Source organism: Nocardioides sp. (assembly GCF_031422975.1).
GTDB lineage: Bacteria > Actinomycetota > Actinomycetes > Propionibacteriales > Nocardioidaceae > Nocardioides.
This window is the reverse complement of record NZ_JANPEO010000326.1, coordinates 1-11128: the sequence shown is the minus strand read 5'-3', so window position 1 is coordinate 11128 and position 11128 is coordinate 1. Positions and strand designations below refer to the sequence as shown.

General features: G+C 69.3%; 11 protein-coding genes and 1 pseudogene. 7 read left to right on the top strand and 5 right to left on the bottom strand.

The window, feature by feature from the left end; all coding sequences use genetic code 11:
• Nucleotides 1–698, bottom strand: a pseudogene (locus tag RMO85_RS09915) (lysine 2,3-aminomutase); the annotation flags it as partial.
• Between the two features lie 154 nt (nucleotides 699–852).
• Between RMO85_RS09915 and RMO85_RS09910 the strand changes: the two are divergent.
• The 7 genes from RMO85_RS09910 (at nucleotide 853) to RMO85_RS09880 (ending at nucleotide 7812) form a co-directional block, all read left to right on the top strand.
• Nucleotides 853–1887, top strand: coding sequence for an L-erythro-3,5-diaminohexanoate dehydrogenase (locus tag RMO85_RS09910; protein ID WP_310528563.1), 1035 nt, complete (start codon nucleotides 853–855; stop codon nucleotides 1885–1887).
• The gene (locus RMO85_RS09905) at nucleotides 1884–3455 is read left to right on the top strand and encodes a lysine 5,6-aminomutase subunit alpha (RefSeq protein WP_310528562.1); all 1572 of its coding nucleotides are present in this window, start codon (nucleotides 1884–1886) and stop codon (nucleotides 3453–3455) included. The genes RMO85_RS09910 and RMO85_RS09905 overlap by 4 nt, the downstream gene beginning before the upstream one ends.
• Nucleotides 3452–4216, top strand: coding sequence for an OAM dimerization domain-containing protein (locus RMO85_RS09900; protein ID WP_310528561.1), 765 nt, complete (start codon nucleotides 3452–3454; stop codon nucleotides 4214–4216). The genes RMO85_RS09905 and RMO85_RS09900 overlap by 4 nt, the downstream gene beginning before the upstream one ends.
• Nucleotides 4213–4617 (top strand): hotdog domain-containing protein, encoded by a 405-nt coding sequence (locus tag RMO85_RS09895; RefSeq protein WP_310528560.1) that lies wholly within the window; start codon nucleotides 4213–4215, stop codon nucleotides 4615–4617. Before RMO85_RS09900 ends, RMO85_RS09895 begins: the two co-directional genes overlap by 4 nt.
• A gap of 408 nt (nucleotides 4618–5025) precedes the next feature.
• On the top strand, nucleotides 5026–6546 hold the full coding sequence (gene lnt, locus RMO85_RS09890) for an apolipoprotein N-acyltransferase (RefSeq protein ID WP_310528559.1): 1521 nt from the start codon (nucleotides 5026–5028) through the stop codon (nucleotides 6544–6546).
• Between the two features lie 10 nt (nucleotides 6547–6556).
• Entirely contained in the window at nucleotides 6557–7330 is a 774-nt protein-coding gene (locus tag RMO85_RS09885; RefSeq protein WP_310528558.1) for a polyprenol monophosphomannose synthase, read from the top strand.
• Nucleotides 7327–7812 carry an FxsA family protein gene (locus RMO85_RS09880; protein WP_310528557.1) on the top strand — a complete coding sequence of 162 codons (486 nt, stop codon included), beginning with the start codon at nucleotides 7327–7329 and terminating at the stop codon, nucleotides 7810–7812. Before RMO85_RS09885 ends, RMO85_RS09880 begins: the two co-directional genes overlap by 4 nt.
• A gap of 6 nt (nucleotides 7813–7818) precedes the next feature.
• Here the strand turns inward: RMO85_RS09880 and RMO85_RS09875 are convergent, their stop codons facing one another.
• The 4 genes from RMO85_RS09875 to RMO85_RS09860 all read right to left on the bottom strand — a co-directional run.
• Nucleotides 7819–8202: an RNA polymerase-binding protein RbpA gene (locus RMO85_RS09875; RefSeq protein ID WP_310528556.1), complete on the bottom strand. Its 384-nt coding sequence runs from the start codon at nucleotides 8200–8202 to the stop codon at nucleotides 7819–7821.
• Between the two features lie 212 nt (nucleotides 8203–8414).
• Nucleotides 8415–9767: an MFS transporter gene (locus RMO85_RS09870; RefSeq protein ID WP_310528555.1), complete on the bottom strand. Its 1353-nt coding sequence runs from the start codon at nucleotides 9765–9767 to the stop codon at nucleotides 8415–8417.
• Complete coding sequence (locus RMO85_RS09865) at nucleotides 9764–10546, bottom strand: glycerophosphodiester phosphodiesterase (RefSeq protein ID WP_310528554.1); 783 nt, start codon at nucleotides 10544–10546, stop codon at nucleotides 9764–9766. Before RMO85_RS09865 ends, RMO85_RS09870 begins: the two co-directional genes overlap by 4 nt.
• 19 nt (nucleotides 10547–10565) lie before the next feature.
• A partial coding sequence (locus tag RMO85_RS09860) for a GNAT family N-acetyltransferase (RefSeq protein ID WP_310528553.1) occupies nucleotides 10566–11128 on the bottom strand: 563 nt, incomplete at its 5' end.

The window sequence follows — 11128 nt, the reverse complement described above, 5'->3', positions numbered from 1 at the left end:
TTCGCCACGTCGCCGCCGGACACGACGACGTCACGCACCGACGGCGTACGCCGCAGGTAGTCGATCATGTCGCCGATCCGGTCGTTGGGCTTGCCGGCGAACTTCAGCTTCTCGATCACGGGCGTCGAGTTTCCGACGAGGTCCATGCGCGTGCAGTGGCCGCAGAACTGCGGGGAGGTCGGCAGCAGCTCGGCGAGCACCTTGGTCGGGTAGCGGTGCGTCAGCCCCTCGGTCGCCCACATGTCGTGCTCGTGCAGCGAGTCGCGGGTGGCGTGCGGGTGCGACGACCAGTCCGTACGGCGATCGCTGAACACCGGGATCATGTAGTTGCGGATCGGGTCGGCGTACAGGGCGTCGGTCATCGAGCCGGCACCCGACGGGGTGAAGGTCGGCACCATCGTGTTCATCATCTGCGGCGGCACCAGCATGGACATGGTGGCGCGCTCGGCCTGGTCGCGCTCGAGGTCGGCGTAGAACCGCTCGTCCACGAGGTCGCCCATCAGCTCGCGCAGCTGCTTGACGTTCTTCACGCAGTGGGCGCGCTGCCACTGCACGGACGCCCAGTCCTCCTCGGTGACGTCGCGCCAGCCCGGGAATCGGGTCCAGTCGGGCTCGACGAGCTCGACCCGCTGGTAGGGGTAGGGCTGTCCGGACTCGCTCGGTCGTTGCGCGATGGCGGGGGCGGTGTCGATGCTCATGCTGGCTCCATGCTGAGTGAGGCTGGGAGAGGTCGGCGCGTCAGTTGTGTGAGCCGCGCCTCGTCTGCAACGATACGAGGAGATTGTCCGGCAAGTCCAATGGCGCGCCGCAATATCTCCTGTTTCAGTTCCTATTTTACGGAGGACGAGCGGCATGTCACGCCTATCGACCAGCGATCCCACCGGCCTGCACCGCGTCCTCGACCAGGCCGTGGTGCTCCCGCAGGCAGCCCAGCGGCTCGACGCCGGCGCGGAGCTGTGGCCCGACGAGGTCCGGGTCCGCGTCGAGACGCTCAACCTGGACGCGGCGTCCTTCCGTCAGCTCGAGACAAAGCACGCCCATGACGGTGCCCAGGTGCGGGCCGAGGTGCTGGAGATCGTCGGCACCCGCGGCAAGATGCACAACCCCGTGACCGGCTCCGGCGGCATGCTCGTCGGCACCGTCGAGGAGGTCGGCCCCGAGTCGACGCTCGGCCTCCGAGTCGGCGACCGCCTCGCCACCCTCGTCAGCCTGACCCTCACCCCGCTGGTGATCGAGGACGGCCTCGCGCGCTGGGACGGCCGCAGCGAGCAGGTCCCCTGTGACGGGTATGCCATCTTGTTCGGTCGCTCCATCGCGGCGGTGATCCCGGACGACCTGCCCGCGGCCCTGAGCCTGTCGGTGATGGACGTCTGTGGCGCTCCGGCCCTCACCGCGCGCGTGGTCGCCGACTACGACGAGCCGACCGTGGTCGTGGTCGGCGCCGGCGGCAAGTCCGGCTCCCTCAGCCTGGCCGCCGCCCGGCAGGCCGGCGCGGGTCGGCTGATCGGCGTCGTGCCGCACGCGAAGGAAGCAGAGCTGCTGACGGGTGCCGGCCTCGCCGACGAGGTCGTCATCGCCGACGCGCGCGACCCGATCGCGCTGCGCGATGCCGTGGCCAAGGCCGGGGGACCGGCCGACGTGACCGTCGTCTGTGTCGACGTCCCGGGCTGCGAGGGCGGCGCGATCCTGTCCACGGCCGAACGCGGCACGGTCATCTTCTTCTCGATGGCCACGTCGTTCTCCGCCGCGGCTCTTGGCGCGGAGGGACTGGCCGCCGACGTCCGGATGCTCGTCGGCAACGGCTACGTGCCCGGCCATGCGGCGTACGCCATGGAGCTGCTCCGGGGCAACGCCGGCGTCCGTGGCCTGTTCGAGGGGCGGCTGTGAAGACCACCGGCAAGCTCGGCCTCGACACCGCACAGATCCGCGAGGCGCGCACACTGGCGCGACGCGTGGGCAGGCCGATCGTCAAGACCGCGCAGCGACACACGACCGTGAGCGTCGAGCGCGCGACCTTGCGTCTCGCCGGACTCGGCGGCGCCGACTCCGAGGGAACCCCGTGGGTCAACCGGCTGGCCGACGTGGTTCGCGCTGACGTGGGACTCGAGCACGGCCTGGCGCTCCCGGTGTGGGACGCGTTGCTCCGTGGCGAGGCCGATGACCTCGAGACGCTGGCCCAGAAGGCCTCCGCCGGCTCGGTGACCTTCCGTCTCCCGGAGGGCAAGGACGCGATCCGCGCTACGAAGGCCTCGCACAAGGCGGTGGGCGCGGGCATCAAGCAGATCGACCGCCGCCGCGTCGAGCGCGAGCGGATGATCGCCAAGGTCGGCGACGCACCCCGCAAGCCGTGGATCTACCTCATCGTCGCCACCGGCGACATCTACGAGGACATCCCGCAGGCCCAGAACGCCGCCCGCGAGGGCGCCGACGTGATCGCCGTCATCCGCAGCACCGGACAGAGCCTGCTCGACTTCGTCCCCGAGGGGGCGACCCGTGAGGGCTTCGCCGGCACGTACGCCACCCAGGAGAACTTCCGCCTGATGCGCGCGGCTCTCGACGAGACGAGCAGAGAGCTGGGCCGATACGTCCGGCTGACCAACTACGCCTCCGGGCTCTGCATGCCGGAGATCGCGGCCCTGGCCGGCCTCGAGCGGCTCGACATGATGCTCAACGACTCGATGTACGGCATCCTCTTCCGCGACATCAACCCGATCCGCACCTTCGTCGACCAGCGCTTCAGCCGCCAGGTCCACGCTCGTGCCGGCATCATCATCAACACCGGCGAGGACAACTACCTCACCACCGCCGACGCGGTCGAGGCGGCCCACACCGTGACGACCAGCCAGCTCCTCAACGAATACTTCGCCAAGGAGGCCGGTCTCGAGGACTGGCAGCTCGGCCTCGGTCACGCGTTCGAGATCGACCCCGAGGTGCCCGACTCCTTCCGCCTCGAGCTCGCGCACGCGATGCTGGCCCGCGACCTGTTCCCGAAGGCGCCGCTGAAGTGGATGCCGCCGACACGGCACATGACCGGCGACGTCTTCAAGGGCTACCTCCTCGACGGCTTCTTCAACCTCGTCGGCGCGCTCACAGACCAGGGCATCCTGCTGGTCGGGATGATGACCGAAGCCGTCGTGACGCCGTGGCTCTCGGATCGCGACCTGGCGTTGCAGAACGTCCGCTACGTCATGAACGCCGCCGGCAACCTGCACGAGGACTTCTCACCCAAGCCGGGTGGCTTCATCGTCAACCGCGCCAAGGACGTCCTCGGCGACTCCATCCAGCTCCTGAAGGACATCGAGGGCCACGACAACGGCCTCCTCGACGCCATCGCCGACGGCACGTTCGGCCTGATGAAGCGCCCCGCCGACAAGGGCCGCGGCCTCGAAGGCGTGGCCAAGAAGGCGCGCGACTACTACAACCCGGCCACCGAGATCCTCGAGGGGGAGCGATGAGCTCCGAGTCGCACATCATTCGCCCGTACGGCGACACGACCGGGGACGGCATGGTGCAGCTGTCCTTCACGCTGCCGATGCCGCACTCGAAGGTCGCCGAGGGTGCGGCCGCCCAGCTGGCCAACAAGATGGGCATGGACCCGGCGATGGTCGTGCACTCCAAGGCCATGGGCCCCGACTTCACGTTCTTCGTCGTCTACGGCCGGGTGCACCACGTCGTCGACACCAGCAAGGTGGAGATCGTCGAGCGCGACTACCCGCTGCTCACGCCCAAGGAGGCCAACGCCGCGATCAAGCGCTCCTTGCGCCGCCGTCTCGTCGTGGTCGGTGGCTGCATCGGCACGGACGCGCACACCGTCGGCATCGACGCGATCCTCAACATCAAGGGATTCGCGGGGGAGAAGGGGCTGGAGTACTACCGCGAGGTCAAGGTCGTGAACCTCGGCGCCCAGGTCTCCGTGCCCGACCTCGTCGAGGCGGCAAGGGCCGAGAAGGCCGACGCGGTCCTCGTCTCCCAGGTCGTCACCCAGCGCGACGCACACCTGCTCAACACCCGCGAGATGTCCGCCGCCTTCCGAGAGTCCTACCCGGCCGACAAGCGTCCGCTGCTCGTCGTCGGTGGCCCCCGCTTCGATGAGACCATGGCCGAGGAGCTCGGCGTCGACCGGGTCTTCAGCCGCGGCACGACGCCGGGCGAGGTCGCCTCGTTCATCGTCCACCGCCTCACGACTGCACCCCCTCGAGACAGGACCGCCTCATGAGCGATTCCCGCATCGGTACGACGGTGACGCACCGCCGCTACGTGCCGTACAGCCACGCTCACTACGCCGGCAACCTCGTCGACGGGGCCTACTCGCTCGGTCTCTTCGGCGATGTCGCGACCGAGCTGTGCATCCTCCTCGACGGTGACGAGGGGCTCTTCGCGTCCTACTCCGACGTGCAGTTCAAGGCCCCGGTGCGCGCGGGCGACGTCCTGGAGAACACCGCGACCCTCATCAGGGCCGGCACCCGGAGTCGGGTGATGGACTTCGCGGTGATCGTCGTCGCGCGCGGCGCCGCGACCGCGGAGGCGCCCGGCGCGGCGGCCGTGCTGACCCCTCCCGTCGTGGCCACGACCGCCACCGGGACCGTCGTCGTGCCGCCGAGCGACTCGGCAGACTAGAGGTGGCGGCGTGTCTGCAACCGACACGCCGAAGGCGTCAACATTTTGCGAACAATCTGGCGCCGCGCCCTGCTGCCCTGACCTGCGATGATGCGTGTTTGCGCAGGTCAGGAGCCGTTTGACAGGCGCCCAGTCACCAGCCAAGGTTCCGGGGTCCGCCCGTGCAGATCGTGGCCAGCGGACCGACGTCCGAGTGGCCGGATCGGAAGGTGTGAAGCCAGCATCTGAGCCGAACGGTTCACGGAGGTCGGTCTCGCTCCATGAGGGCGGTCACGGGAGGAGCGCAGGCTCCTTAGACAACTTCCTACACTCCGCAGCCAGCGGTGAGTGGGTTGGTCCGAAGGGTGTGCGCACCTCCCGTTCCACTGCAGTGCCAGCCGGTGAGGGGCCGGCGGCTAGCGTGTGCGCGTGCTGCTCCGCTGCTTCGCCGCCGCTCTCGGCGGCGTCGCGCTGTCCGCAGGGTTTGCACCGGTCAGCTTCGCGCCGGCCCTGCCGCTCGGTATCGCAGTCCTGGTCCTCAGCCTGCGGGGCGCCAGGCCCAGCAGGGCCTGGTTGCCGGGCTGGATCTTCGGGCTGGCGTTCTTCGGCGGGTTGTTGTGGTGGCTGCGCGTCGTCGGTGCCGATGCGTGGGCGGCCCTGACGATCGTGCAGTCGGTCTACTTCGCCCCCCTCGGCGTCGCGATCGCCGCTCTCAGCCGCCTGCGCCGGTGGCCGATCTGGTGCGCCTTCGCCTGGGTGAGCGTCGAGACGTGGCGCGGTGCCTGGCCGTTCGGCGGACTCACGTGGGGCCGGTTGTCCTTCGGCACCGCCGACACCGCCTGGGCGGCTGGTCTGCCGTGGTTCGGGATGACCGGGGTCAGCCTGCTGATTGCGCTCACCGGCAGCACGCTCGCGTGGCTGGTCACCAGCAGGCTGCGACGTCCGGGCGCCGCCGCACTGGCCGCCGCGGGGCTGGTTGCGGCGACCTGCGTGCCGCTGCTGGCGACGTACGACGTCGCGCGCGGACGCAGTCTGACGGTGGCCGCGGTGCAGGCAGACGTGCCGGGCGACGGCACCGACGTGCTGGCCCACCACCGCGACATCACCCGTGCCTTCTCCGACGCGACGCTGGAGCTCGCCGCGTCGGGGGAGCGGGTCGACCTGGTGGTGTGGTCGGAGAACGCCACGGCCGTCGACCCCTTCACCGACCCCGAGGCCCACGGCGAGATCACCCGCGCGTCCGAAGCGATCGGGGTGCCGATCCTGGTGGGCGGAATGGTCGACTCGGCGCGGGAGAAGGAAGTGCTCAACCAGGGCATCGTGTGGCAGCCCGGGATCGGCGGCGGTGACCGCTTCACGAAGCGGCATCCCGTGCCGTACGGCGAATACATCCCCTACCGCGGTTCGTTCATCCCCGAGACCTACGGCCAGCTCGCACTGATCCCGCGCGACATGGCACGCGGCACCAGCCTGGAGCCGCTCCGGATCGCCGGCGCCCGGGTCGCGGACGCAATCTGTTTCGACGTGTCCTACGACGATGCCATCCACGGCCAGGTGGCCCACGGCGGCCAGCTCATCACCGTCCAGACGAGCAACGCCATGTTCATCAACACCGCCCAGATCGACCAGCAGTTCGAGATCAGCCGACTGCGAGCGATCGAGACCGGGCGCTATGTCGTGGTCGCAGCCATCAACGGCGTCTCGGGGATCATCGCCCCGGACGGTCGGGTTGTGAAGTCCGCCGATCCGCGCACCCGTGCCGTCGTCGTCGGCGACGTCACCCTGGCCGACGAGCTCACCCCGGCCGTGGCGATGGGTCCCTGGCCGGGACGCGTCATCGTGGGCGCCACGATTGTTGCGATGGCGTTCATCCTTCTCACGTATCGTCGCGCGGCAAGGCAGGATTCGGTTCGCGCTGCGCGGCGCGAGCAGCCAACTCTCAACGTGTAAGGGGATACCAGTGAGCACGACCGAGCTGGGTCGAATCGTGATGGTGATCCCCACCTTCAACGAAGCCACCAACCTGGAGCTCATCGTCGGCCGCCTGCGGGCGGCGCAGCCGGACGTCGACGTCCTGGTGGTCGATGACAACTCGCCCGACGGCACCGGCGACATAGCCGACCGGCTGGCGGCTGCGGACACGCAGGTCCAGGTCCTGCACCGAACGGCGAAGGGCGGACTCGGCGCGGCCTACCTGCACGGTTTCGACGTGGCGCTCGAGCAGGGCTACGACGTCATCGGGGAGATGGACGCAGACGGCTCGCACCAGCCTGAGCAGCTGCACCGACTGCTGACGGCGCTGGTCGACGCCGACCTCGTCATCGGCTCGCGCTACGTGCCGGGCGGCTCGATCGTCAACTGGCCGCGACGCCGAGAGCTCCTCTCCCGCGGCGGCAACATCTACGTCCGAGTGCTGCTCGGGATGGGCGTCAAGGACGCCACCGCGGGGTTCCGGCTGTTCCGCCGGCACACGCTCGAGAAGATCGACCTCGAGTCGGTCACCTCGACGGGCTACGTCTTCCAGACCGACATGGCCTACCGCACCATCGTGGCGGGCCTCAGGGTGGTCGAGGTGCCGATCGAGTTCATCGAACGCGTGCGTGGCGACTCCAAGATGAGTGGTCAGGTCGCCAGCGAGTCGCTGAAGAAGATCACGCGGTGGGGACTGCACGAGCGTCGCCTGCAGCTGCGGCGCGCGCTGAGCCGCCGCGAAGGCCGCGGGAGCCTCGGATGAGCAGACGCAGCTTCCCGACGTGGCTGCTCCTGGTGGCCTTCGTCGTCGTGCCGCTGCTCGAGATCTTCGTGCTCATCCAGGTGGGGCAGGTGATCGGCGCGTGGTGGACGATCCTCCTGCTCATCGCCGACAGCATCCTCGGCACGTGGCTGATCCGGCGTGAGGGCGGCCGGGCCTGGGCCGCCCTGCGAAGCGCGCTCAACAGTGGTCAGATGCCGGCCAAGGAGCTCGCCGACGGGGCCTTGATCCTGATCGGCGGGACGCTGATGCTCAGCCCGGGCTTCGTCACCGACCTGCTCGGAATCGTGCTGATCCTCCCGCTCACGCGTCCACTGGCGCGCAGAGCGCTCACCGGTGTGGTGACGCGCCGCCTGGCCGGGGCCGGCGCTGCGGCGTACATCCCGCGAACGGGTCCCAGAAATCAACAACGCCCCCACCCGAACCCTGAGGGGTCCGTGGTGGAGGGCGAAGTGGTCGACTAGTCGATTTCAGGAGACCTTGCGCTTCTTGGCATTGGCGCGGTGCAGGTGCGCCGGTCCGATCTGGCCGCCGCGAAGCAGATCCAGGCGCTCCTTGAGGATGTCCTCGAGCTCCTGGGTCGAACGCCGCTCCAGGAGCATGTCCCAGTGCGTGCGGGCCGGCTTCTCGGCCTTCACCTCGGGCAGGATGCCGGCCGTGCTGAGTGCCTTGGCACCGCAGCGCGGGCATTCCCAGTTGGCCGGGATGTCTGCCTCGACCGACATGGTGATCTCGAACTCGTGGCCGTGGTCGCAGCGGTAACCCACCTGCTGCCGAGCCGCGAACTCGATGCCGCGCTCGTCTTCGAAACTCTGGCCGCCGAGCCTCGCGCCGCGTAGTGTGCGCTCCGCCATTGAGCCACCTCCAAGTGTGCTGATGATGTCCGTCCGGTGATGGGGACGGTAATGAGACGGGCGAACTGGCTTGTCCTGACGCCGGTTGTGCCGGCGCGTTGCGTCTCGATTCAATCAACGTTAGCGGTGTGCACAAGGTTCCGGGGAATCCCGAGCCCCCGCTGGCCCGCGAGGGTGAGCCAGTTCACGGGTTGCGGGGTCGAGCGGGCGGGTCAGGCCGTGGCCGGCACGCCGTTGCCCGCCTCGCGGATGCCGCGCTCGGTGTCGACGCGCGTCAGGATCGCCCCACCCAGGACGAAGAAGAGGATCAGCGCGAAGATGGCCGGCCGATAGGAGCCGGTGAACTGGTAGACCAGACCGAACACCAGGGTCCCGAACCAGGACGTGCCGCGGTCCATCGCGTGATAGAAGCTGAAGTACTCGGCTTCCTTGCCCCGCGGAATCAGCAGCGAGAAGTAGGACCGCGCCAGCGCCTGGGTGCCCCCGAGCACAATGCCGACGGCGACCCCGAAGATCATGAAGAGCGGCACGTTGTTGGCCGGCAGGAACAGCGCGGCGGTGACGATGACCATCCAGATGACCAGGCCCATCAGGATCGTGTTCTTGGCGCCTCGGCGAGAGGCCAGCCGGCCGAAGAGCAGGGCACCGAAGAAGGCGACGAACTGGACGAGCAGGATGGTGCCGATCAGGATGGACTCTCCGTGCCCGAGCTGCTCCGAGCCGTAGGTGGAGGAGCTGGCGATCACGGTCTGGATGCCATCGTTGAAGAACAGGTAGGCGACCAGGAAGGTCAGCGCCATCGGATAGTTCTTCATCTCTCGCAGAGTCACGCCGAGCTGGCCGAAGCTGCGGGCAACCACGTTGCCCTCGACCTGCTCCACGTCGGCCGGCGTGTGGTTGTTGAGCCGGCGGAACGGGATGATGGTGAAGGCGGCCCACCAGATCGCGGCCGACAGCATGCAGATCCGGGCTGCCTCGCCCTTCTCCAGCCCGAACGGCAGCATCGTCACCAGGGCGAGGTTGACGGCCAGCAGCAGCCCGCCACCGAGGTAGCCGAAGGCCCACCCCCGCGACGAGACGCGGTCGCGGTTGGCCTCGTCGGAGATGAGCGGCAGGATCGAGTCGTTGACGACCAACGAGGCCGCCAGGCACAGGTTGGCGCCGATCACGGCGATGGCGCCGATCTGCCAGTTGTCGCCCTTGCAGAACCACAGCAGCGAGGCGAAGGCGGCGCCGGTCCAGGCGAAGCCCGCCAGCCACTGCTTCTTCTTCTCGGTGCGGTCCATCATCGCGCCCAGCGGCGGGAGGATGAACGCGGAGAGGATGGTGGAGAAGGTCACGAGGTAGGACGGGAGTGACCCGGGAGCGACGGACAGCCCGAGCACGCTGATCCGGTTGTCGACCGCGGCTTCCTTGGCGATAGCGATGAGGTACGGCGCCAGCAGGACCGTGGCGATGGTCGTGACGTAGGCGCTGTTCGCCCAGTCGTACCAGTACCAAGCCTTCTGCTCCCGCTCCTGCGCCAGCGGCCTGAGGTCGGCGATCCCGCCGGGTGCGTTGCTCATGACTTGCCCTCCCATTGGCCGCGCGATCGCAGCACGTCGCTGAGTATGTCGGTGCGATCGGTGATCAGGCCATCGACACCACGATCGAGAAGTTGCGACATTTCCGCCGGTTCGTCGATGGTCCAGACGTGGACCTGCAGCCCGTTGGCGTGCGCGCGGCGGATCAGCCCCCTCGACGCCACGGTCAGGCGGCCCTGGCGGTGCGGGATCTGCAGGGCGTCGGGGCGTCCGCGCGTCAAGAGCCTGGCCAGGCCGGAGACGGGGGACAAGACATAGGCCGCGACCTCCAGCGGGTGCGCCGAGGTCGCGACCCGGCCCTCGGTGAGCCGCCGGAAGGTGGTGAGCCGGCGCCCCGAGAACGATCCGACCAGCACCCGGTCCCAGGCGTCGTGCTGGGAGATGAAGTCGGCGAGCGCCGGCACCGCCCCGGCCGACTTGATGTCGATGTTGAACCGCACGCCCGGGAAGGCCTCGAACAGCTCCGCCAGCGTCGGCACGCGCTCGCGGCCGCCGATGAGGGCGGCCTGCACGTCGGCGTACGACGTGTCGGCGATGCTTCCGGTGCGGTCGGTGACCCGGTCGAGGACGTCGTCGTGGAACGCGAGCAGGACGCCGTCGCTGGTCACGTGGACGTCGGTCTCGAGGTAGGTGTAGCCGAGCTCTACGGCGTGCCGGAAGGCCGCCATCGTGTTCTCCAGACCCTCGAGCTCGGGGTGGAAGGCACCTCCGCGGTGCGCGAAGGCCAGGACGCCTGGGTGGTCGAGGTAGCCGCGTGTCACGCCAGCAAGTATGGCCGGATCAGGCGGGCACGTGGTCGCGTTGCCAGACAAAGGGGGTCGTGGTGGTGACCCTGGTCAGCCCGGCGCGCTCCAGGATCGGCCGCGACATCTCGGTGCAGTCGGACTGGAGGTAGTGCACTCCGCGGTCGATGGCCGAGCTCGCACGGGCGCTGACGAGGGCGCGGTAGATCCCACGGCCGCGCCACTGCTCGAGCGTGCCGCCGCCCCAGAGGCCGGCGAACTCAGTGCCCGGGACCACCTCGAGCCGACCGGCGCAGATGACGGCGCCGTCGGCCTCGGCCACCCAGGCCTCGGCACGGCCGTCAGGCTGGAGCAGTCGTCCGATGAGCTCGTCACCGGTCGGGCCGGCGCCGAACACCTCCGACTGCATGGCCGCCATCCGGTGCGCGTCGTCGGCGAACGTCGCGGCTGTGCGATCCAGCCGCCGCAGGGTGACGGCGGCCGGGATCGGCACCGGCACCGCCAGGGCGGCGGCTTCGCCGACCATCACCGTCTCCTCGGGATGGGCGCGGAACCCCGCCGCCCGCAGGCGCTCGGCGAGGTCGGCCGGCTGGTCGTGAC